Below are 22,443 nucleotides of genomic sequence, written 5' to 3' on the forward strand. Positions count from 1 at the left end.
AGGGTATCGATCACAGCTTGCCGAGCAGCGCGATGATCACCTCGGCGGAGTGTTGACCCGCCACCTCGATGAAGGCATCGAAGGATTCCACCTGCTCCTTGCCGGCGATGTCGGACATGGCGCGCACCACCAGATAGGGCACCTTGAACATGTGACATACCTGGCCGATGGCGGCCCCTTCCATCTCGACTGCCAGCATCTGCGGGAAGTCGGCGCGGGCTTTGGCGATGGCGTCCGGCTTGCACATAAACTGATCACCGGTGCAGATGAGGCCGACCTTGGTCTGGTGCTTGCCTTGCTCGGCGATGCAGGCCTGGGCCAGGGCAATGAGCTTGTCATCGCAGGGGAAGGCGGCGGGCTGCTGGGCCATCTGACCCATCTCGTAACCGAAGGCGGTCACGTCCACGTCGTGGAAACGCATCTCGCTGGCGATGACCACGTCTCCGATGTGCAGATCCTGGGCGAAGCCACCGGCGGAGCCGGTGTTGATGACGCAATCGGGGGCAAATTTCTCCAGCAGCAGGCTGGTGGCGACGCTGGCGGCAACCTTGCCGATGCCGGAGCGGGTCAGGATCACCTCTTTACCGGCCAGACGGCCCTGATAGAACTCGCAGCCGCCCAGTTGCAGGGTGGTGGGTTCACTCAGCTGGCTGCGCAGCAGGGCAACTTCCTGCTCCATGGCGCCGATAATACCTACTTTCATCATCTACCTCGTCTCGATGGCCGCTGGGCCGGAAAAGTTGGCGGGGATGATAACAAAACTTGGCGATGGCGCCGAGCATTCCTGTGGGGCTGCCGGGGCATCTCCTGCGTCAGTGGTAGTGCTCGACCAGGGTGGCCAGCTCGCCGCTCGAGGCCAGCTGCTGCAAGGTGTTGGCAAACAGGGCCAGCCGCTCTGGGGGGCTGCGGCGGTGGAACAGTATGTAGAAGGGGGTCTCTTCCATCACTGTGGGGAGAATGCGGATCCGCTCTTCCAGCCCGTGCTCGCGCAGATCGGATTCAAACCCCGGGGAGCGGTAGTAGACGAAGCGCCCTCGCTTCATCAACAGCTTGTCGTAGTTGGCCTTGCTGCCGATCCCGCCGCTGTCGATGATGAGGCCGCCGATGGCCTGGAGCCGTGCGATGGCGCCGCTGCCGTGATTGATGAGGATGCTCCCCTGCCGACCGAGTGCCCTGACGTCCTCCCAGCGGTGTATCTCGACCGGATCGTCGTGGCGCACCGCCAGGTGGTAGCGCACCGTGAAGATGGCGGGTTGCAGGTAGACGAACTGGCTGCGGCGCTCCGGGCTGTCCCCCACGCCGCAGATGAAATCCAGCTGGCCGTGCCGCACCTTCTTCTCCAGACGCTTGAGGGGCAGGGTGGTCTGATCCCCCTCGATGCGCAGGGCCGGCTCCCGCACCTCCATCCGCCGGAACAGATCGACGCAGATCCCGCCTGTTTTCCCTCCCGCGAGGGTCAGGTACTTGGGGGCCGACTTGGCTTGCGCCGCAGTGTGGTAAACCTCGGTGGCACCGACGGCCCCACTGGCTGGGGCAAGCAGGCAAAGCAGCAGAGCCATCCGGACGATCATCTCATGCAGGGTCTCGATAGGGGGGCGCGCACCCATCATCAGCCGGATCAGGAACGCAAGGAACTAGACATTAGGCTATTTATCAGCGTGTTATCAATCCAAGGCCGAATCTTGCTTCATCATCAGGGCGAACCGACCATCAGGCCCGGGGATCTCTGGGTGGGAAAAAACGGGTCGCATCCTGCCCCGCCTCTCAAGCCCATATCAACCCAAGGCCGTATCCAGCGTCATCATCAAAGCAAAGCCGGCCATCGGCCCCGGGAGGAGATGGGTCTGATGGCCGTAGCGATTGGCTCGGGGATCACCGCGTGGGAAAAAACGGCTTGCATCCTGCCCCTTCTCTCAAGCCCATATCAACCCAAGGCCGTATCCAGCGTCATCATCAGGGCAAAGCCGGCCATCAGGCCAAGGGTGGCGTGGGTCTGGTGACCGTTGCGGTGGGTCTCGGGGATCACCTCGTGGGAGACCACGAACAACATGGCGCCGGCCGCGAGCCCGAGACCTATGGGGTAGGCGATGGCCATGCCGCTGGCGAGTCCGACCCCGAGCAGGGCGCCGAGCGGTTCCAGCAGGCCGCTGCCGATGGCCACCATGACGGCGACCGAGGGACGAAAGCCGGCGGCGCCCATGGCGAGCGCCACCGCCAGCCCCTCGGGGATGTCCTGCAGGGCGATGGCGGTGGTGAGCGGCAGCCCCACCGCCATGTCCCCCTGGGAGAAGCTGACCCCGATGGCCATGCCTTCCGGCAGGTTGTGCAGGGCGATGGCAAACACGAACAGCCAGACCCGGGAGCAGCTCTCGTGGCCGGGGCCGCAGGGGCCTGTCTTGTCGTGCTCGTGGGGGGTGAACTGATCCAGCCCCAGCATCAGCAAGACCCCGAGGGTCATGCCGGCCACCACCACGGCGGCGGCGAGAAAACCGTCACCTGTGATCCCCTCGGCCGCCTCCAGCCCCGGCAGCAGCAGGGAGAAGGCGCTGGCCGCCAGCATCATGCCGGCGGCAAAGCCCAGCATGGCGTCTTCCACCCGCTGGGGAACGGATCGCAGAAACAGGGCGGGCAGGGCGCCCAGTGCCGTGGCGGCAAACCCGGCGACGCCGCCGATGAGGCCATAACGCACCCCGGGGCTGATGTCACCGGCCGCCAGCAGGATGAGACTCTGCAACAGGAGCAGCAGCACGGCGGCCAGGGCGAGCAGCAGTCCCAGGGCGATGAGGGGGCGATCCGCTATCTGCTCGCGCAGTTGGACTGACCAGGAGGGACTGAGGGTCGACGCATTATCCATGGGGCCTCGGGGGATTGTGGTTGGGAGAGACGAGACGGTCATTACATAACCTGGCCTCCCGTTTGTCCATGATGGCGGGACGATTGGGGCAATCGGCTCAAGTTTGTGGTCATCCGGTCGATCTTGTATCCCGGGCACATGCCAAACGGCGTGGCCTGTACAACACGAGAGGGTGAGCGAGGGCGGCAGCTGTGATAGGGTGCGCGCCTGCGAACGCTCTTCCCCGCTTGTTCGTGTTGTTTCATTTTCCCGTCAGGAGTCTCGGGTCACCGTTTACACGGATGTGATCGCCACAGTGCACCTGCTTATCAGCAGTCGAGGATCACCAGTCAACATGTCTTACAAGAACCTCTCCATCGGCAAGAAGATTGCCGTGGTCTTTGCGGTTATCGCCGCCATCAACGTGATATTCGGTCTTTTTCTCGCCAGCGAACTGCGCGGAGTACGGGATCGGGTACTCAATTTCACCGACTCCACCCTGCCGAGCGTGATCTCGGTGGAGAACCTGCTCTACGACGTCTCCTATGTGCGCCGCGCCCAGTTTGCCCTGCTGATGGTCGAGGACACCGCCGATGTGCAGGCCCGTCGCGGCCGCATCCAGGAGAGCGTGGCCAAGGTGGAGCGCGCCCTTAGCGCCTATGAGGCCACCGTCGGGGCCGAGCATGAGCGCCAGGTGTTCAACCGGGCCAAGCAGCAGTGGCTGCACTACCTGAGCGCGGTCAACCGGGTCGACAGCCTGCTGGTGCAGGGGCTCAAGGAGGAGGCCAGGGACGCGCTGTTCCAGTCCAACGGGAGCTACACCGAGCTGGAGCAGGGGGTCAACGCCCTGGTGGATGTGAACCTCGGCTTCGTCAAGGAGAACCGCGGCAGCCTGCTTGGCAGCGTCAACATGGTGACGAGCTTCGCCACTGTGAGCATCGGCGCCCTGCTGCTGTTCATGGGGGTGATGACCTGGTTCCTCACGCGCCAGATCTGCCTGCCGTTGCAGGCCGTGGTCGCCCAGGCCAATGCCATCGCGCAGGGGAACTTGACCCACAGGCTGGATCGCCAGCACATAGGGCAGGATGAGCTGGGCATGCTGGCCAGTGCCTCCCTCAAGATGCAGGACAACCTGCGCGGTCTCATCGAGGAGGTGGTCGCCGCCGTGACCCAGCTGGGGGCCGCCATCGAGGAGGTGAGCGCCGTCTCCGAGCAGTCGGCCCAGGGGATCCAGAGCCAGCAGCAGGAGATCTCCCTGGTGGCGACCGCCATGGCCCAGATGAAGGCGACGGTGGCCGATGTGGCGGGCAACACCGAGGTCGCCTCGGAATCCGCCAGCTCGGCCAATGCCCTGGCCCGTCGCGGCAATCAGGATGTGCAGGGCGCCCTGGTGGCCATCACCCGGGTTGCCGAGGAGATGGAGCAGGCGGGCACCCTGGTGGCGGAGCTGGAGCGCGAATCCGCCCAGATCAACCTGGTGGTGGACGTCATTCGCGGCATCGCCGATCAGACCAACCTGCTGGCGCTCAATGCCGCCATAGAGGCGGCCCGCGCCGGCGAGCAGGGGCGCGGCTTCGCGGTGGTGGCCGATGAGGTGCGCACCCTGGCGGGCCGTACCCAGGCCTCGACCGGCGAGATCGTCGCCATCATCGAAACCCTGCAGGCCCGTGCCAACCAGGCGAAGGCGGTGACCAGCCAGAGCTGCGAGATGATCCGCCAGTGCGTGAGCCAGAGCGAGCAGACCAGCTCGGGGATCCAGCAGATCGAGGAGGCGGTCGGCCAGATTGCCGACATGGCGATCCAGATCGCCAGCGCCTGCGGCGAGCAGGATGCGGTTTCCGACGAGCTGAGCCGCAACGTGGAGCGGATCAACGACTCTTCCAACGAGGTGGCGACCGGTGCCGATCACACCGCCCGCGCCTGTCTGGAGCTGAGCCAGCTGGCGGCTAGCCTGCGCCAGACCATAGGCCGCTTCCGCCTCGCCTGATGGTGGGCGGCTGGCAGAGTAGCAACAAAAACGGGGCCCCAGGGCCCCGTTTGCTATGTCACCGTCACCGCGAGGGTGCCGGTCTGGCTCAGACGCCGAGGCCGGTTCCTGTGTCTTTCTTGGCGATCAACTCAATCTTGTAACCGTCCGGGTCTTCCACGAAGGCAATGACAGTGGTGCCCCCCTTGACCGGGCCCGGCTCGCGGGTGATCTTGGCGCCGGCGGCGCGCAGGGCGTCGCAGGTGCCATAGATGTCGTCCGCTTCCAGGGCGATGTGGCCGTAGGCAGAACCCAGCTCGTACTCGCTAACGCCCCAGTTGTAGGTGAGTTCGATGACGGCCTCGTCCTTCTCGTCACCGTAACCGACGAAGGCCAGGGTGTACTTGTATTCGCTGTTTTCGCTCTTGCGCAGCAGTGTCATGCCCAGCACGCGGGTGTAGAAGTCGATGGAGCGTTGCAGGTCGCCGACGCGCAGCATGGTATGCAGAATTCTCATTGCTCAATTCTCCGGGTTGGTGATTGGGACTGCTTTCAATCTAGGTCTTGAGGTCGGGCAGTGAACGGACAGGAGGTCGTTCAGCTCTGCGGGCAGACCTTTTCTTTGTATTCGCACAACTCTTCGAGGATACAGAAGCCACGGCCGTAGACGTGTGCGAGCCAGGCGGGTGGCTGTGGCGGCACCCCATTGCTCAGCTCTCCGGGTAGACCTTTTCTTTGTACTCGCACAGGTCTTCGATGATACAGGAGCCGCAGCGTGGCTTGCGCGCCAGACAGGTGTAGCGCCCGTGCAGGATGAGCCAGTGGTGCACATCCAGCTTGAACTCGGCGGGCACCACCTTCAGCAGCTTCTCTTCGACCTGATCCACGTTCTTGCCCACCGCGAAGCCGGTGCGATTCGACACCCGGAAGATATGGGTATCGACCGCTATGGTGGGCCAGCCGAAGGCGGTGTTGAGCACCACGTTGGCGGTCTTGCGGCCCACCCCCGGCAGGGCTTCCAGTGCCTCGCGATTTTCCGGCACCTCGCCGCCGTGGCGCTCCAGCAGGATGGCGCAGGTCTTGATGACGTTCTCGGCCTTGGTGTTGAACAGGCCTATGGTCTTGATGTACTCCTTCACGCCGTCCACCCCGAGCGCCAGCATGGCGGCCGGGGTATTGGCCACCGGATAGAGCTTGTCGGTGGCCTTGTTGACGCTGACATCGGTCGCCTGGGCCGACAGCAGCACGGCGATCAGCAGCTCGAACGGCGAGCTGAAGTTGAGTTCGGTGGTGGGGTGCGGGTTGTTCTCCCGCAGCCGCTCCAGTATCTCTCTGCGTTTTTGGTTATTCATCGCGTCTCATGTCTGTCTTGGTGCCAGCCCTCAGAGCTGGGTGGTGCGGGCACCGGCTGCGGGCAGGCTGCAGTGCGCCTTGTCGGCGGCCTGCTTGCGGCCCATCCAGTCGTTGATGGCGTTCTTGCCGGCGATGAGCAGCCCCAGGCCGATGAAGCCCCCCGGCGGCAAAATGGCCAGCAGCAGGCTGGCATCGGCGTGGAACAGCTCGATGCGCAGTGACCTGGCCCACTCCCCCAGCAGCAGGTCGGCACCGTCGAACAGGGTGCCCATGCCGATGATCTCACGCAGGCCCCCCAGCAACAGCAGCACCAGGGTGAAGCCCAGCCCCATCATGAAGCCGTCGATGGCCGCCAGCAGGGGCGGGTTCTTGGAGGCATAGGCCTCGGCCCGGCCTATGATGACGCAGTTGGTGACGATGAGGGCGATGAAGATACCGAGCGCCTGATAGAGGCCATAGGTGTAGGCGTTCATCAACAGCTGCACGCTGGTCACCAGGGCCGCGATGATCATCACGTAGACCGGGATGCGGATGTCCTTGGGCACCCAGTTGCGCACCAGGGAGACGGCCAGGTTGGAGCAGACCAGTACCACCATGGTCGCAAGACCCAGCCCCAGAGCATTGGTAAAGGTGGAGGAGACCGCCAGGGTCGGGCAGAGCCCCAGCACCTGCACCAGGGAGGGGTTGTTCTTCCACAGCCCCTGCAGCATCAGCTCCTTGAGCTCCTCGCGGCGGCTGTTGCCCTCATCGGCCGGGCTCTGGCCGTCAATCACATCAACTTGTTCCATTGCTTGTTCCGTTGTATGCGCCATACGGGGCTCCACTGTCAGGGGGTGGCGTCACAGGAGGGGGCCTGTTGCAGCAGCTCAGGGTGCTCCTGTTGCAGCAGCAGCAGATTCTTCACCGCCTTGACCACGGCGCGGGGGGTGATGGTGGCGCCGGTGAAGGCGTCAAATTCGCCGCCATCCTTCTTCACCGCCCAGCTTGCCGCGTTCTCCTTGGTGAGGAACTTGCCGACGAAGCTCTCTATCCAGCTCGATTTTTTCAGCTCGATCTTGTCGCCAAGACCCGGGGTCTCCTTGTGAGCCAGCACCCGCACCGCGCTGATGGCGCCGCTGGCATCTGTGCCGACCACCATGCGAATGGCCCCACTGTAGCCGTCGGGGGCCACGGTTTCCAGCGCATAGCCGGTGTGCTCCCCCTTGAGGGTCGCGGTGTAGAGCGGCATGGGCTGATCGCTGCCCAGGTACTCGCGGCTGGTGACCAGCCTGCAGCTGGCCACCAGATCGTTGTCATAGCTCCCCGCCGGCAGCAGGGCCTCCAGGGTGCGCAGCTTCTCCAGCTGTTGCTGGTGGGCGATGCGATCCCGGGTCAACTCGTTGGTCAGCACCACCATGGCGGTGCAGCCGAGGGCGAACAGGGCCAGGGTGACGCCGTTTTTGCGCATGCTCTTTAACATGGGAAGGCTCCTGAGAGTGAGATGTGCGCGATGATCATTTGCGGCGATCCCCATAGACCTTGGGACGAGTCAGGCTGTCGATGGGGGTGGCTACGTAGAGGTTGGCTGTCGGCAAGAGGCTGGCTCATTTGCGGCGATCCCCATAGACCTTGGGACGGGTCAGGCTGTCGATGAGCGGCACGCAGAGGTTGGCCAGCAACACGGCGAAGGCGAAGGCATCCGGGTAGCCGCCGAAGCGACGGATGAGGTAGACCAGCACGCCGATCAGCACGCCGTAGATGAGGCGACCCCTGGCCGTGGTGCTGGCGCTCACCGGATCGGTGGCGATGAAGAAGGCCCCCAGCATGGTGGCGCCGCTGAACAGGTGCAGCATGGGGGTGGCGGTAGCGTCCGGCGTGGCCAGATAACCCAGGGTGGCAGAGAGCAGCAGGGCCCCCAGCACGGCGGTGGGAATGCGCCAGTTGATCACCTTCTGCTGCAACAGGAAGAGGCCACCCAGCAGGTAGCCGAGGTTGACCCAGCTCCAGCCAATCCCGCCCCAACCCTCGAACACGGCGTGAGTCATCACTTCGCTGGCGGTGAGCCCCTGGGTCAGGCCCGTCTTCAGGGTGTCGAGGGGAGTGGCCATGGTCAGGCCATCCACCCCCTGCTTGAGCTGCGCCAGGCTGTAGCCGTCCAGGCTGAAGCCGGTGAAGATCACCGAGACGGCGTCCCCAAAGTCGACCCCGTAGGCGGCGATGCTGGAGGGGGGCAGCCAGCTGGTCATCTGGACCGGGAAGGAGACCAGCAGCAGCACATAGGCCACCATGGCCGGGTTGAACAGGTTCTGACCGAGCCCGCCATAGAGGTGCTTGGCGATGATGATGGCAAAGGCGGTGCCCAGCACCAGCATCCACCAGGGCAGCAGGGGGGGCAGGGAGAGGCCGATCAGCACGGCGGTGAGGGCCGCGCTGCCATCCAGCAGGGCCGGTTTGACAGGGCGGCCGCGCAGGCGCAGGACCAGGGCCTCGCAGCCCAGGGCCGTCACCAGGGCCAGCAGGATCTGGATCAGGGTCCCCCAGCCGAAGAACCAGGTCTGGGCCAGGAAACCGGGCAGACAGGCCAGGATCACCAGCAGCATCAGGGTCTGGGTCTGTCTGCGGTTATGGGCGAAGGGCGCACTCGCGAGATTGAACATGGATCAGTGGCTCTTGTCGGTCGAAGGGGAAGGGGTGTGTGCCGCGGCGTCGGCCGCCAGCTTCCTGGCCTTGGCACGGGCGATGGCAGCGGCGATGGCCGCCTTCTTGGGGTCGACCTCGGCAGCGGGCTCGGCCACCGGCTCGCCCGGGGCGGCCAGCGTGTCGCTCACGGCGTCCCTTGAGGGGACTGGCGCCTCGGGCGCGACCTCGGCGGCGGCCGCCAGTTTCTTGGCCTTGGCGCGGGCGATGGCAGCGGCAATGGCCGCCTTCTTGGGATCGACCTCGGCAGTGGGCTCGGCCACCGGCTCGCCCGAAGTGGCAGCCGTGTTGCTGGCCTCGTCACCGGCAGTCTGGGCCACTTTTTTGGCCTTGGCGCGGGCGATGGCAGCGGCGATGGCCGCTTTCTTGGGATCGGCTTCGGCAACGACAGCCGTGCCGGCATCATCCGGCTGTGCGGTCTCGACCGCCTTGGCGGCGCGGCGCGCCAGCGCCTCCTGCTTGCGCGCCTCGCGGGCTGCCATCATGGTGGCGTTGTCCGGCGGAGTCTCTGCGCTGGCGGCCTCCTGCTTGGCCTTGAGGCGGGCCAGGGCGGCAGCGACGGGATCATCCCCCCCGGCCGCGGCCATGGCCTGGCGACGCTGGGCGGCGGCCTCGGCGTGGCGAGCCTCCCGCGCGGCCTTGTCCCGCTCGAAGCGGGCCTGCTTGGCCTCGAAGCGCTGCTTGGCGCGCTCCGCCTTCTCGTGCTCGGCACGGACCTCGCGGATGTCATCCTTGGCAATCTTGTAGTACTGCACCAGGGGGATCTCGCTCGGGCAGACCCAGGCACAGGCCCCGCACTCTATGCAGTCGAACAGGTTGAGCTTCTCGGCCTTGTCATACTCCTTGACCCGGCTGTACCAGTAGAGCTCCTGGGGCAGCAGGTTGGCGGGGCAGGTCGGCACAGGCGCTGCAACGGATGGCAGGCCTGTTCGGGGCCGGGGGCGGCAGCTCGGCGCTGGGGAGAGCAGGCAGTTGGTGGCCTTGACCACGGGCACCATGGCATGGGGCAGGGTGAAGCCCATCATGGGGCCCCCCATGATGACCCGCTGATCCGCCTCCGGTTGCAGCTCGAAACGCTGCAGCAGCCAGCGCACCGGGGTGCCAAGGCGCACCCAGGCATTGCCGGGCTTTTTGAAGGCGTCGCCGGTGAGGGTGACGATGCGCGAGATGAGCGGCTCGCCGTCGATGATGGCGCGCTTGATGGCGAACACGGTGGCGACGTTGAGCACCATGATGCCCATGTCGACCGCCCGGCCTCCCTTGGGCACCTGGCGTCCGGTGAGCAGCTCTATGGTCTGCTTGGCACCGCCGGAGGGGTACTTGGTCGGCACCGACTTGACCAGCACATCCTCGTCTGTGGCATGGCGGGTCAGGGCGTCGATGGCCGCCGGCTTGTTGTCTTCCACCCCGATCAGGGTGAGCTTGGGCTTGAGCAGGTGCTTGAGCACCCGGATGCCGTCCATGATCTCGTCGGCATACTCCTGCATCAGGCGATCGTCTGTAGTGATGTAGGGTTCGCACTCCAGGCCGTTGACGATCAGGATCTCGGTGAGCTGGCCGCGGCCATCGAGCTTGCTGTGGGTCGGGAAGACGGCGCCACCGAGCCCGGCGACGCCCGCCTGCTGGATGCGCTCGAGCAGTTCGCCCCGCTCCAGATTCCAGTAGTCGGGTTGGGGGTTGCGCTCACCCCAGGCATCTTCCCCGTCCGGGGTCAGGATGACGCAGAGATCGTCCAGGCCCGAGGGGTGCGCCACCGTGTGTTGTTCGATGGCGGTGATGGTGCCCGAGGTGGAGGCGTGCACCGGCACTATGCGGCCCTTGTCATGACGGGTCAGCGGTTGGCCCTTCTTGACCCTGTCACCCACCTGCACCAGCAGTTCGCCGGCCGGGCCCGCGTGCTGGCGCACCGGTATGATGAGCTGGGGGGGGAGACCCGCGTCCACGACGGGGGTCAGGCTGGACTGGTGCTTGTTCTCGGGAGGATGAATGCCACCGTGAAAATCCCAGAGGGTGCCGGCTTTGATGCGTTCTAGCAGATGCTGCATGGTTACTCCGCTGTTTATTCCACTATCTTGACCGGAATGGCGACCTTGGCCAGATCCCATTTCCAGTTGTCGACCGTGGTCGGCACCGGGATCATCTCGATACAGTCGGTCGGGCAGGGGTCGACGCAGAGATCGCACCCGGTGCACTCGGCCGCGATGACGGTGTGCATCGCCTTGGTGGCGCCGAGAATGGCATCGACCGGGCAGGCCTGGATGCACTTGGTGCAACCTATGCACATGTCCTCGTGAATGAAGGCGACCTTCTTGACGGGGACGGCCGCTTCGTCGCCACCGTCCAGCGGCTGGGGCTCGACCCCCATGAGATCCGCTATCTTGCGCATGGTGGCATCGCCACCGGGCACGCACTTGTTGATCTTGTCGCCGTTGGCCAGGGCCTCGGCATAGGGCTTGCAGCCCGGGTAGCCGCACTGGCCGCACTGGGTCTGGGGCAGCAGGGCATCGAGCTGGTCGACGATGGGGTCGGCCTGCACATGAAACTTGACGGCGGCATAGCCCAGAATGATGCCGAAGGCCAGGGCCAGCAGGGCCAGCACCAGGATGGCAAAGAGTATGTGAGTCATAGCGCTATATCTTGATGAGGCCGGTAAAGCCCATGAAGGCCAGGGACATCAGGCCGGCGGTGACCATGGCGATGGAGACGCCGCGAAAGGGGGCTGGCACGTCGGCGGCCACCAGACGCTCACGCATGGCGGCAAACAGGATCAGCACCAGCGAGAAACCGCAGGCAGCCCCGAAGCCGTAGATGATGCTCTGGATGAAGTTGTGACGCTCGTTGATGCTCAGCAGCGCGACGCCCAGCACGGCGCAGTTGGTGGTGATGAGGGGCAGGAAGATGCCGAGCAGGCGATAGAGGGTCGGGCTGCTCTTGCGGATCACCATCTCGGTGAACTGCACCACCACGGCGATCACCAGGATGAAGCCCAGGGTGCGCAGATAGGCGATGTCCAGCGGGATCAGGATATAGTGCTCCATCAGATAGGAGCAGGCGCTGGCGAGCGTCATCACGAAGGTGGTGGCCAGTCCCATGCCGATGGCGGTTTCCAGCTTGCCGGAGACGCCCATGAAGGGGCAGAGGCCGAGAAACTTCACCAGCACGAAGTTGTTGATCAGCACGGTACTGACCAGTAAAAGCAGGTACTCAGTCATTGACGATGGGTTTTCCGGTGTGAAGGCGGCAGTATTATCTGATGTTAGGTGCCTTTAGACAACCGCAAGGCCGTATGGTTATTATTCGGGGGCCCAATTCATGGAGGCATTGTGCGCCCGTTACCCATACTGACCCTCACCCTGGCCATGCTGCTCTGGTCCAGCTCCTTTATCGCCCTCAAACATGTGCTGGAGGTCTGGTCCTTCGGTCAGGTGCTGTTTATGCGCATGGCGGTGGCCTCCTGTTGCTGGCTGCTGTGTTACCGTCACCTCGGCAACTTCCACTATCAAAAAGGGGATTGGTGCTGGCTGGCCCTGATGGGCGCCCTGGAGCCCTGCCTCTATTTCCTGCTGGAGGTCAATGCCCTGCGCTACACCAGCGCCGGGCAGGCGGGCATGGTCTGTGCGCTGCTGCCCCTGATGGTGGCCCTGGTGGCCTTCGTGCTGCTGAGAGAGCGGGTGAGCCGCCGCCAGCTGCTGGGTTTTGCCATCGCCATCTGCGGCATCGCCCTGCTGGGGCTGGCCGAGGGGGCGGAAGAGTTCGCTCCCAACGCCCTGCTCGGCAACAGTCTGGAGATGGGGGCCATGCTCTGCGCCGCCACCTACTCGGTGGTGTTCAAGAAGCTCTCCAGCCGCTACGGCGTGCTGACCCTGACCGCCCTGCAGGCCTTCGTCGGTACCCTCTTCTTCGCCCCCTTCGCCTTCAGTGCCCCCTGGCCCGCGGAATGGGACTGGCAGGACATGGGGGTCATCCTCTTCCTCGGCGCCTTCGTGACGCTCGGTGCTTATCTGCTCTACAACTGGTCGGTCACTCAGGTGAAAGTGACCCTGGCGGCCGCCTATGTGAACCTCATCCCGGTCTTTACCCTGCTGCTCGCCTATCTGCTGCTGGGGGAGACGCTGGGTGCCCTGCAATGGGTTGCCTGCGCCGCCGTGCTGGCCGGCATCGGGGTCGGTCAGTTGCCAGCGGGCAAAAACCGGGTGCGCAGCGCCGCCGCCCAGAGTTGACTTTCCCCCGATCGGCTACAGTCTGGACAGGGGCCTATGCTGGCCATGAAGGAGCCACACCATGAGCGACATGAAGTTGCTGGCCGAGGCCAAGACCTTGTTGAGCCACCACCCTTTTACCCTGGCCGATGCCAGAGCCCTGGAGGCCCTGGAGGAAGCGGCGGTGGGGGAGGAGGGGCTCTGCATCGCCGAGTTGTGGGAGCTGGCCCTGGGTCAGGCCGACGAGGAGGCGAGGCATTATCTGCAGGGAGGGGATTGACGGCTCTTGGCGTGTCTTGGATGAGCAAAAAACAACGCGGGGCCTGGCCCCGCGTTGTTTTTGGATGGTGCGCACCGAGCTCAGATGGAGAGGCTCTTGACGGTGTCCGAGACCGAGTTGGCGTCCTCGATGATCTCCTTGATGACGTCGGCGATGATGTTGGCCTGATCCTGCCCCGCCACCGCCTTGCCTGAGACGACGGAGACGGTCTGGGTGATCTTGGAGGTGATGTCGGAGTTGTGCTTGATGACGGAGACGATCTCGTTGGTGGAGGTCGAGGTTCTGGCCGCCAGCTGCCTCACCTCGTCGGCGACCACCGCAAACCCCCGGCCCTGCTCGCCGGCCCTGGCAGCTTCGATGGCGGCATTGAGTGCCAGCAGGTTGGTCTGATCCGCGATGCCGCTGATGGTGGAGATGATGGACTCTATGCTCTTGGATTGCTGATTGAGCAGATCTATCTGCTTGCTCACCTCGTTGACCGAGGTGTTGATGTGGGAGGAGGTCTCCAGCACCTTGTCGATCACCTCGCGCCCCTTGGCGGCACTGGTGACGGTTTCGCTGGCGATGGCGCAGGCCTTCTGGGCCGCCTCCCGGGTGGAGATGGATTTCTCGACCCGCTCCGTGATGTCGCTCGCCAGCTTGATGATTTTGACCACCTTGCCCTCGTGGTTGAAGATGGGATTGTAGGTCGCCTCCAGCCAGATCTTCTCCCCGCGGTGACCGAGGCGCATGAAGAGCCCGGACTTGATGTCCCCCGAGCCGAGATCGCGCCAGAAGTTGGGGTTTTTCTGGTAGAACTCGGGGTCGCAGAACTGGCGGTGGTGTTTGCCGACCACCTCCTCCAGCCGGTAGCCGAAGCAGTGGAGGAAGTTCTGGTTGGCGGTGATGACGGTGCCGTCCGGCTGGAAGTCGATCACCGCCAGCGACTTGTCGAGCGCCGCCAGCAGGGCCTGGGTGCGCTCGAGGGAAGACTGCTGCTGGGTCACGTCCGAGGCGACCTTGGCGACGCGTGCCACCTTGCCATCGATCATGATGGGGAAATAGGTGGCCTCCAGCCAGACAGCCTTGCCCGATTTCGACTGGCGGATGAAGCGGCCGTTGCGGGAGATGCCGCCGCGCAGATCCTGCCACAGGCTCTCGTAGTCACGGGTCTTGACGTCCTCCGGGAAGCAGAGCGCACTGTGGTGCTTGCCAATCACCTCTTCCCGCTGAAAGCCCACGATCTTCAGAAAGAGGTCGTTGACGAAGGTGACCGTGCCGGCCGGAGTGAACTGGATGAAAGGCACCTGGGACTGGATGGCCTGCTCGAAAGCCCCCAGCTCCGCCATCTTCACCACCTGTTCACTCGCTTCCTTGCTTGCTTTGTGATTCCAGAACATACGGAGCTCCTCCATGAGACCCTTGAATGACAGACCGACAGTAATCTGAGTGAATTAACAATAACATTGCTGCCCCATGAACCTTAATCGACTCCGGCTTAACTTTTTGAAGTTTTTTAATTTTTAATCTCGATTAATTGTTTTCTTCTGCATCCCTGCTTCTCAGGCGGGCTCCAGACGGGTGCCATTATCCACGGCGCTCAACTTCGAGCCAGTTTTGTCATAAATATGTATCAATTGGCACTGACGATGGGGCGGCCACGCTGCATTTGGCGCCATGTCCACTAGGGTGTTTATTGGCAGAGCGCCGACTATTGCGAGTCGTTAACCACCTTGACCGAGCCGACGCCGATAATGCAATGGCGGGGTGCCCATGTGGGTGGAGAAGAAGCGTGAAAATACCGAGAGGGAAGAGAAGCGAAGTCGCTCACTGATATCCTGAATACTCATGTCGGTTTCGGCCAACCAGGCGCAGGCTTTTTTAATGCGTACATTTTTTAATAACATGCTGAGATGGCTATTTTCCTGCTTGAGTCTGGCATTTATGGTCCAACGACTCATGCCGATCAGGCCACAAATATATTCCATGAAGCTGGCTTCATCATTGAGACAGTTATTTTCGATGGCCTTTTCTAGCAATGACATGACAAGGGTCGAGAATCCTTGCTCATATTCCAGCGCAGCGACTCTGCGGCTGATCTGCTGGTGCTGATTCCGGTTGAGCAGCGGAAGATAGTGCTCGGCCCGGCTCGTCAGGGCGGCGCTCTTGAAGTGGATGACGTTGGCCGTCTGATCAAACTGGCAATGGCAGCCGAAGCCCTCGTCGAGTTGCTTGCGGCCGGGCTCCGCTGCCCCGCGCAAGCTGACGGTGGTCTCCACCCCGGGAGCATAGAGGCGCACCAACTCCTTCAGCAACATGAAATTACCGATGGCGGAGTGGTTGCGCTGCACCAGCTCCTGGTCTTCGACATAGGTTATGGCGAGTTGGTCGTCCGCTTGGGCGATGGTGAAATGGTCGCAATTGCCGATGATGATCCGGTTGTGGATATAACCGAGCACAGCCTCCTCGGCCGTCGGCTGGTTGAGGCAATAACCGACGAGATCGGGAAACATCTCATAGGCACCGTCGATGAGCGATGCGGGGGAATGGCTTTGCGACAGGCGCTCCTGCCATAAGAAGTCATATGCCGATGTCGCCTTGATAAAACGCAGATGCTGCCTTTGTGAGAGCCGGCCATCCGCTCTATCCAGCTCATATTGGCTGAGTTGGCACAGTGTTTTTATGGCGTCGGTATTGACGCCACCCTCTTCTAATAGATAGAGCGTCGATCTGGCGATGATATTTGAAACGCTCTTTCCCATCTTTATTTCCTCATGCCGGAAACATGCCTGTCGTGGCCCCGCAGCATCCTGCTGTTCGGGAAAATTAAGGCATGTTATGCAAGGGATAACTGAGAGTCAGATCAAATGCAGTGCAACCGAGTGTCGGTAACTGTAACCAAAGGTAACGTTGTGACCGCCGTGGTGATATTGGCGTCCCACTCCCCAATGCAAAATGGCTGCTCCCCCATGCAAAGCAGGCACCCTGGCCCTCGCGTTAAGCTGCGCTGGCTAGTTCGGTTTGTTTATTCACCTGAATAATGGAATGAAAGGGAATTATATGCAGCATAACAATAAAGGGTATCAATGGAGCGCCCTTGCCATCGCCGTCGCGCTGATCCTTGGGGCTCAGGGGTGCAACGACAACAGCTCGTCGGCGCCGCAAGAGGTGGTCAAGGACAATGCCTATTATCGGACCCTGGCGGAAGGCATGGTGGCCAAAATGACCCACGACGAACAGCTGGGCATGCTGGTGGGACCGGGTTACGTGTTTACCAGCCGCGGCCTTGAGGTGAACAAGGAGGCGATCAACAACCTCAAGGGTGACGTGCCGGGCAGCGTGGGCTACATCAGCGGCGTGTTCAACGCCGACTCCGGGCTCGACATCGCCGCCAGCAAGCTGGCCGATGGCGCCGCCGGGGTGCGCATCACGCCGACCCGGGAGGGGGAAACCGGTACCTTCTACGGCACCGCCTTCCCGGTGGGCACTCTGTTGGCGTCGACCTGGGATGCGAGCCTGGTCAAGCAGGTGGGGGCCGCCATCGGCAACGAGGTCAAAGAGTACGGGCTGGATGTCTGGCTTGCCCCCGGTATGAACATTCAGCGTGACCCTCTCAATGGGCGCAGCTTCGAATACTTCTCCGAAGATCCCCTGGTGTCCGGGGTGATGGGGGCTGCCGAGGTGAACGGAGCCCAGGCCCAGGGGGTGGGCACCACCATCAAGCACTTCATCGCCAACAACGCCGAGACCTCCCGATCCATCGTCGACAATATCATCTCCCCAAGGGCCATCCGGGAGATCTACCTGCGGGGCTTCCAGTACGCCGAGGAGCACGCCAATCCCTGGGCCGTGATGACCGCCATGAACAAGGTCAATGGCACCTACACGGGCCAGTGGGCGGATCTCAATACCCGGGTGCTGCGGGATGAATGGGGGTTTGAAGGCTTCGTCGTGAGTGACTGGTGGTCGGGTGATGGCCACTATGCGGACATGATCAAGTCCGGCAACGATCTTATCGAACCCGGTGGCCCGGCGCTGCCCTATGGCTACGGCGATGCCCTGACCGGCTTGCAGGAGGCCTATGCCGCCGGCGATCTGAGCGCGGATGACATCAGGCAGGGGGCGGTGCGAATCCTGACCCAGGTACTGAAGATGCCATCGAACCAGGGGGTTATCGCCAGCAATGCGCCGGATCTGGCTGGCCATGCCAGGTTATCGCGCCAGGCTGCCAGTGATGGCATGGTGTTGCTGAAAAACGAGCTGGGCAGCCTGCCCCTGGCGAAGGGGATCAAGTTGGCCTCCTTCGGGATCACTCAGGTCAATACTCTCAAGGGCGGCGCCGGCAGCGGCGACGTGAACGCGGCCTATACCGTCAATGTGGTGGACGGGCTGGCCCGGCAGTTCAGCGTCGACACCGGGCTCGCGGACTTCTATCGCACCTTTTTCGAGCAGAACAAGAGCACGAGCGACTTTGGCGGCATCTCGACCATAGTTAGCTGCCCTGAGCCATCCCTGAGCCAGGCCGAGATAGCGATTTATGCCGCCAGCAATGATGTCGCCGTCATCACCCTTGGTCGCAACTCGGCGCAAGGGGAGGATCGCCTGAGCGGGAAGGGGGATTATCTGCTCTCCGATGTGGAACAGACGCTCATCGACGACGTCAGCAGTGCTTTCCACAGCCTTGGCAAGAAGGTAGTGGTGTTGCTCAACATCGGCGGCGTCATGGACACCAGCGCCTGGCAGGACAAGGTCGATGCCATCCTGCTGGCTTACATGCCGGGGCAGGAGGCGGGCAATGCCATCGCCGACCTGTTGTCGGGGACTGTCAATCCGAGCGGCAAGCTGACCCAGACCTTCCCCATGCGCTATCAGGATGTGCCTTCGTCTGGGGGCTTCCCGGGCACGGATACCGACGGGGATGGCAAGATCGACACCCACTACTACAACGAAGGCATCTATGTGGGGTATCGCTATTACGCGACCTTCGGCAAGGAGGTGAATTATCCCTTCGGCCACGGTCTTTCTTACACGCAATTCAACTACAAAAATACATCTGTACAGAGCAATTCTCTATCCGAGGCCGGTGGCAAGGTGACCCTGACCACTACCGTCTACAACAGCGGCAGTGTCTCTGGTCGGGAGGTGGCTCAAGTCTATGTGGCAGCCCCGGCTGGGACCCTCAGCAAGCCGGCCATCGAGCTCAAGGCGTTTGCCAAGACCCAGCTGTTGGCCGCGGGGGCGAGCGAAACCCTGAACTTCGAGATCCCGGCCAGCTGGCTCGCCAGCTTCGACAACGCCAACAGCGAGTGGATCATCGAACCCGGGGTCTACAAGGTCTATGTCGCACCCTCCTCCGAGGTGGGGAGCGTCACGCCGCAGACCTTCACGGTGAGCAGCAAACTGGTGGTCAGCAAGACCACGCCGGGGGCTCTGGCCTTGCCGGCCGGGGTGACGGAGGCCTCTTTCGAAACGCAGTATTGAGCGAAAAAGTGTGGGGGAGTCTTGGCTCCCCCTTTTCATGTCCGCTTCACCGTCCCGGTACTCTGGTCAGCCAGGAACCTGAGTCTATTTCTTCTGCTGCAGGGTCGAGATCTGCTTGTTCAGCGTCTCCATCTCGTCCTGGTATTGGTGCGCCACGCCCTGCATCCCGGAAGAGCGTACTCTGTCCTCAAGATCGCTTGTCTCGGTCGTCGCCCTCTGGTCATTGCGCTCACCGGCTATCTCAGGGGGCATCTTCTGATCCCTGGCGCCCATCCCGGTGCGCAGGGCCTCAAGCTGGCGTTGCTTCCGACCGCTGGCCAGGTTCTCCTCTATATCCCGGGTTCGCTTGTTCGCCCGCTCGACCTCTTCGGGCGAGGGGGTGAAGATGTTCATCCGTACCGGCTCGCTGTCACCGGTACAGGGAATGTCGCTGAAGGTGATGTTGCCGTTGACGGTGCATTTGTAGACCTCGGCAGAGAGCGGGGTGGCTGCCACCAGCAGGGTGAGGCAGATGACCAGGGTGCGTGACATAGGCTCCTCCTTGAATCCTCCCCTTGCACACTAGTACATGGCGCCGGGTCAGACAATCGCCCCGACACCCGCAATGAAAGCGAGGGGTTGCCCGTGTCGCCCTGTCCTCATTTCCTGCACGCTGGGTGCTCGGTTGTCGTGCCAAACGGCGGGATGTTGGCCGGTTTTCCCGGCAGTTCAACACATCAGAGCACCATAGCGGGCCACAATGAGGTATCTTATGCCCCGATTTCATCCATTTAACGGATCCGAGACCCCTATGATTATCAAACCCAAGGTTCGCGGCTTTATCTGCACCACCACTCACCCGGTCGGTTGTGAAGCCAATGTTCGTCGCCAGATCGCTTACACCCAGGCCAAGGGCACCATCGAGAATGGTCCCAAGAAGGTACTGGTGATCGGCGCCTCCACCGGTTATGGTCTGGCCTCCCGGATTGCCACTGCCTTCGGTAGCGGCGCCGCCACCATTGGCGTCTTCTTCGAAAAGCCGAGCTCCGAGACCAAGACGGGCTCCGCCGGCTGGTACAACTCCGCCGCCTTCGACAAGGCCGCCAAAGAGGCCGGCCTCTACGCCAAGAGCGTCAACGGCGATGCCTTCTCCCACGAGTGCCGTGCCAAGGTGATCGAGCTCATCAAGCAGGATCTGGGTCAAATCGATCTGGTGGTCTACTCCCTGGCTTCCCCGGTGCGCAAGATGCCGGACACCGGCGAAGTGGTGCGCTCCGCCCTCAAGCCCATCGGCGAGGTCTACACCTCCACCGCCATCGACACCAACAAGGATCAGATCATCACCGCCACCGTCGAGCCGGCGAACGAGGAAGAGATCCAGAGCACCATCACCGTCATGGGCGGTCAGGACTGGGAGCTGTGGATGGCTGCCCTGCGTGATGCGGGCGTGCTGGCCGACGGTGCCAAGTCCGTGGCCTACTCCTACATCGGCACCGATCTGACCTGGCCCATCTACTGGCATGGCACCCTGGGCCGCGCCAAGGAAGATCTGGACCGCGCCGCCGCCGCCATCCGTGGCGATCTGGCCGCCAAGGGCGGCACCGCCCACGTGGCCGTGCTCAAATCCGTGGTGACCCAGGCCTCCTCCGCCATTCCAGTGATGCCGCTCTATATCTCCATGGCCTTCAAGATCATGAAGGAGAAGGGCATTCACGAGGGTTGCATGGAGCAGGTGGATCGCATGCTGCGCACCCGTCTCTATGGCGAGGAGCTGGCACTGGACGAGCAGGCCCGCATCCGCATGGATGACTGGGAGCTGCGTGAAGACGTGCAGCAGACCTGCCGCGATCTCTGGCCCTCCATCACCACCGAGAACCTCTGTGAGCTCACCGACTACGCCGGCTACAAGCAGGAGTTCCTGCGCCTGTTCGGTTTCGGTCTGGACGAGGTGGATTACGATGCGGATGTGAATCCGGACGTGACATTCGACGTGGTCGAGCTCTGAGCCTGACCATGTGACGACAGGGCCCTGCGGGGCCCTGTTTTTTTGCCGCTCATTCAAGCGGTTGCCGCAGGTTTATTATCCGTGATCACCTTTTTCCCCGAACAAACCCGCTAGTCTTGCGCTGTTTGGATCACATGACGGCATTGCCGAGGAACGGAAGCCATGACCACATCAACCGAGGCGCCCAAGAAGCGCCAACTCCCCACCGTTTATACCCTGCTTTTCATCATCATCGCCCTGATGGCGGCCCTCACCTGGGTGCTGCCGGCGGGCAAGTACAACTATGTGACCGCCAAGACCCAGCAGCCGGTTGCGGCGGCGGCCGTGGCCGACTACAGCGGCGACGAGCGGCTGCTGCCGGTGCCCGGCAGCTACACCGAGCTGCCCGCCCACCCGCAGGGGGTGTTCGAGGTGCTCAAGGCGCCGATCCAGGGCTTTCACAAGGCGGCCGACGTGGCGCTCTTCGTGCTCATCATCGGCGGCTTTCTGGCGGTGACCATGCAGAGCGGGGCGCTCGATGCCGGGGTGGGGGCCATAGTGCGCGCCTTCGCCGGCCGCGAGCGGCTGCTGATCCCGGTGCTGATCGCGCTCTTTGCCCTTGGCGGCTCCACCTTCGGTATGGCGGAGGAGACGGTGGCCTTCTGGGCGCTCATCGTGCCTGTGATGATGGCCGCTGGCTTCGATCGTATGGTGGCGGCGGGGATCATCTTGCTCGGCTCCGGGGTCGGGGTGCTGGCCTCCACCGTCAACCCCTTTGCCACCGGCATCGCCTCCGGTTTTGCCGGCATACCCATCGGTGAGGGGATTGGTTTGCGGGTCATCCAGTGGCTGCTGCTGGTGATCTTCGCCTCCTGGTTCGTGATGCGCTACGCCAAACAGGTGCAGCAGGACAAGTCCCGCTCCGTGCTGGCCGACATCGCCTATGACGACGAGTTCTCCCAGATGAAGAGCGGCAACCTCGCCTTCAGCGGCAAGCAGAAGCTCACCATGCTGGTCTTCTTCGGCACCTTCCTGCTGATGATCTATGCGGTGGTGCCCTGGTCCGATCTGGGGATCGATCTATTGCCCACCCTTGGCTGGTGGTTCGACGAGCTCTCCACCCTGTTCTTCAGCGCCTCCATCCTGATTGCGCTGATCAATCGGATGCCCGAATCCAACTATGTGGCGACCTTCCTCAACGGCGCGCGGGATCTCATCGGGGTGGCCCTGGTGGTCGCGGTGGCGCGGGGCATCTATGTGGTGATGGAGCAGGGCGTCATCATCGACACCATTCTGCACTGGGCCGAAGGGCTGGTGACCGGACTCTCCTCGTCGGTCTTCATCCTGATGGCCTATCTGGTGCACATCATCCTGAGCTTCTTCATTCCCTCCACCTCGGGGCTGGCGACCGTCTCCATGCCGCTGATGGGGCCGCTCGCGGACTTCTCAGGTATCTCCCGGGATCTGGTGATCACCGCCTATCAGTCCGCCTCCGGCTGGATCAACTTGTTCGCCCCCACCGCCGCCCACCTGGTGGCCGGTCTGGCGCTCGCCAGGATCCCCTACGATCGCTTCGTGCGCTGGGTGCTGCCCTTCATCATCGGCGTTGCCCTCATCACCATGGGGGTGCTGGTGGCCGGGGCCCTGCTCCACGGCTGATGGCACGGATAAAGACGACAGATAACAAAAAGGCTCCCGAGGGAGCCTTTATCA

The 22,443-nt window shown here is 62.9% G+C and carries 20 protein-coding genes and 2 pseudogenes; 6 read left to right on the forward strand and 16 right to left on the reverse strand.

Translation table 11 applies throughout. From position 1 onward, the window contains the following. Positions 1–10: 10 nt before the first annotated feature. From mtnN to ACWPWQ_RS11590, 4 genes and pseudogenes are all read right to left on the reverse strand, one after another. A complete protein-coding gene (gene mtnN / locus ACWPWQ_RS11575) occupies positions 11–703 on the reverse strand; it encodes a 5'-methylthioadenosine/S-adenosylhomocysteine nucleosidase (protein WP_226173113.1) in 693 nt (230 codons plus the stop codon). Between the two features lie 109 nt (positions 704–812). Then, entirely contained in the window at positions 813–1,571 is a 759-nt protein-coding gene (locus tag ACWPWQ_RS11580; protein WP_454009848.1) for a substrate-binding periplasmic protein, read from the reverse strand. 204 nt (positions 1,572–1,775) lie between these two features. Then, positions 1,776–1,906, reverse strand: a pseudogene (locus tag ACWPWQ_RS11585) (ZIP family metal transporter); the annotation flags it as partial. Positions 1,907–1,924: 18 nt separating this feature from the next. Then, positions 1,925–2,854, reverse strand: a complete 930-nt coding sequence (locus ACWPWQ_RS11590; RefSeq protein ID WP_454009827.1) for a ZIP family metal transporter — start codon at positions 2,852–2,854, stop codon at positions 1,925–1,927. Positions 2,855–3,188: 334 nt separating this feature from the next. Here ACWPWQ_RS11590 and ACWPWQ_RS11595 point away from each other — a divergent pair, with 334 nt between their 5' ends. Next, positions 3,189–4,820 (forward strand): methyl-accepting chemotaxis protein, encoded by a 1,632-nt coding sequence (locus tag ACWPWQ_RS11595; RefSeq protein ID WP_454009828.1) that lies wholly within the window; start codon positions 3,189–3,191, stop codon positions 4,818–4,820. 88 nt (positions 4,821–4,908) lie between these two features. Here ACWPWQ_RS11595 and gloA read toward each other — a convergent pair whose 3' ends face one another. From gloA to rsxA, 8 genes are all read right to left on the reverse strand, one after another. After that, positions 4,909–5,316 (reverse strand): lactoylglutathione lyase, encoded by a 408-nt coding sequence (gloA, locus tag ACWPWQ_RS11600; RefSeq protein ID WP_025326535.1) that lies wholly within the window; start codon positions 5,314–5,316, stop codon positions 4,909–4,911. Between the two features lie 193 nt (positions 5,317–5,509). Continuing rightward, a complete protein-coding gene (gene nth, locus ACWPWQ_RS11605) occupies positions 5,510–6,151 on the reverse strand; it encodes an endonuclease III (RefSeq protein WP_139434134.1) in 642 nt (213 codons plus the stop codon). 30 nt (positions 6,152–6,181) lie between these two features. Beyond that, positions 6,182–6,940 (reverse strand): electron transport complex subunit E, encoded by a 759-nt coding sequence (locus ACWPWQ_RS11610; protein ID WP_283941501.1) that lies wholly within the window; start codon positions 6,938–6,940, stop codon positions 6,182–6,184. A gap of 38 nt (positions 6,941–6,978) precedes the next feature. Beyond that, the gene (gene rsxG, locus ACWPWQ_RS11615) at positions 6,979–7,611 is read right to left on the reverse strand and encodes an electron transport complex subunit RsxG (RefSeq protein WP_202045131.1); all 633 of its coding nucleotides are present in this window, start codon (positions 7,609–7,611) and stop codon (positions 6,979–6,981) included. A 124-nt stretch (positions 7,612–7,735) separates the two neighbouring features. After that, positions 7,736–8,788 carry an electron transport complex subunit RsxD gene (gene rsxD, locus ACWPWQ_RS11620; RefSeq protein ID WP_042648615.1) on the reverse strand — a complete coding sequence of 351 codons (1,053 nt, stop codon included), beginning with the start codon at positions 8,786–8,788 and terminating at the stop codon, positions 7,736–7,738. Between the two features lie 3 nt (positions 8,789–8,791). Then, positions 8,792–10,873 carry an electron transport complex subunit RsxC gene (gene rsxC, locus ACWPWQ_RS11625; protein ID WP_454009829.1) on the reverse strand — a complete coding sequence of 694 codons (2,082 nt, stop codon included), beginning with the start codon at positions 10,871–10,873 and terminating at the stop codon, positions 8,792–8,794. A gap of 14 nt (positions 10,874–10,887) precedes the next feature. Next, entirely contained in the window at positions 10,888–11,454 is a 567-nt protein-coding gene (gene rsxB / locus ACWPWQ_RS11630; protein ID WP_005326872.1) for an electron transport complex subunit RsxB, read from the reverse strand. A 4-nt stretch (positions 11,455–11,458) separates the two neighbouring features. After that, a complete protein-coding gene (gene rsxA, locus ACWPWQ_RS11635; RefSeq protein WP_005326871.1) occupies positions 11,459–12,040 on the reverse strand; it encodes an electron transport complex subunit RsxA in 582 nt (193 codons plus the stop codon). A 111-nt stretch (positions 12,041–12,151) separates the two neighbouring features. On the opposite strand from rsxA, the gene ACWPWQ_RS11640 reads away from it, so the two are divergent. Together ACWPWQ_RS11640 and ACWPWQ_RS11645 are read left to right on the forward strand one after the other, a co-directional pair. Then, a complete protein-coding gene (locus ACWPWQ_RS11640; RefSeq protein ID WP_454009830.1) occupies positions 12,152–13,048 on the forward strand; it encodes a DMT family transporter in 897 nt (298 codons plus the stop codon). 61 nt (positions 13,049–13,109) lie between these two features. Further along, positions 13,110–13,307, forward strand: a complete 198-nt coding sequence (locus ACWPWQ_RS11645; protein WP_139434130.1) for a hypothetical protein — start codon at positions 13,110–13,112, stop codon at positions 13,305–13,307. An 80-nt stretch (positions 13,308–13,387) separates the two neighbouring features. On the opposite strand, the gene ACWPWQ_RS11650 is transcribed toward ACWPWQ_RS11645, so the two are convergent. The 3 genes and pseudogenes from ACWPWQ_RS11650 to ACWPWQ_RS11660 form a co-directional block, all read right to left on the reverse strand. Beyond that, complete coding sequence (locus ACWPWQ_RS11650) at positions 13,388–13,831, reverse strand: methyl-accepting chemotaxis protein (protein ID WP_330847454.1); 444 nt, start codon at positions 13,829–13,831, stop codon at positions 13,388–13,390. 96 nt (positions 13,832–13,927) lie between these two features. After that, positions 13,928–14,701: pseudogene (locus tag ACWPWQ_RS11655) on the reverse strand (PAS domain-containing protein); the annotation flags it as partial. A 309-nt stretch (positions 14,702–15,010) separates the two neighbouring features. Beyond that, positions 15,011–16,048, reverse strand: coding sequence for a helix-turn-helix domain-containing protein (locus tag ACWPWQ_RS11660; RefSeq protein WP_454009831.1), 1,038 nt, complete (start codon positions 16,046–16,048; stop codon positions 15,011–15,013). A 298-nt stretch (positions 16,049–16,346) separates the two neighbouring features. On the opposite strand from ACWPWQ_RS11660, the gene ACWPWQ_RS11665 reads away from it, so the two are divergent. After that, positions 16,347–18,767, forward strand: a complete 2,421-nt coding sequence (locus tag ACWPWQ_RS11665) for a beta-glucosidase (protein ID WP_454009832.1) — start codon at positions 16,347–16,349, stop codon at positions 18,765–18,767. Between the two features lie 84 nt (positions 18,768–18,851). Here ACWPWQ_RS11665 and ACWPWQ_RS11670 read toward each other — a convergent pair whose 3' ends face one another. Next, a complete protein-coding gene (locus ACWPWQ_RS11670) occupies positions 18,852–19,298 on the reverse strand; it encodes a DUF4124 domain-containing protein (RefSeq protein ID WP_454009833.1) in 447 nt (148 codons plus the stop codon). 259 nt (positions 19,299–19,557) lie between these two features. Between ACWPWQ_RS11670 and fabV the strand changes: the two genes are divergently transcribed. Together fabV and ACWPWQ_RS11680 are read left to right on the forward strand one after the other, a co-directional pair. Further along, positions 19,558–20,751 carry an enoyl-ACP reductase FabV gene (fabV, locus tag ACWPWQ_RS11675; protein ID WP_202045139.1) on the forward strand — a complete coding sequence of 398 codons (1,194 nt, stop codon included), beginning with the start codon at positions 19,558–19,560 and terminating at the stop codon, positions 20,749–20,751. Between the two features lie 162 nt (positions 20,752–20,913). Further along, the gene (locus tag ACWPWQ_RS11680; protein ID WP_454009834.1) at positions 20,914–22,389 is read left to right on the forward strand and encodes a YfcC family protein; all 1,476 of its coding nucleotides are present in this window, start codon (positions 20,914–20,916) and stop codon (positions 22,387–22,389) included. Positions 22,390–22,443: the final 54 nt, after the last annotated feature.

It is taken from the genome of Aeromonas sp. Marseille-Q7275, from assembly GCF_965119515.1.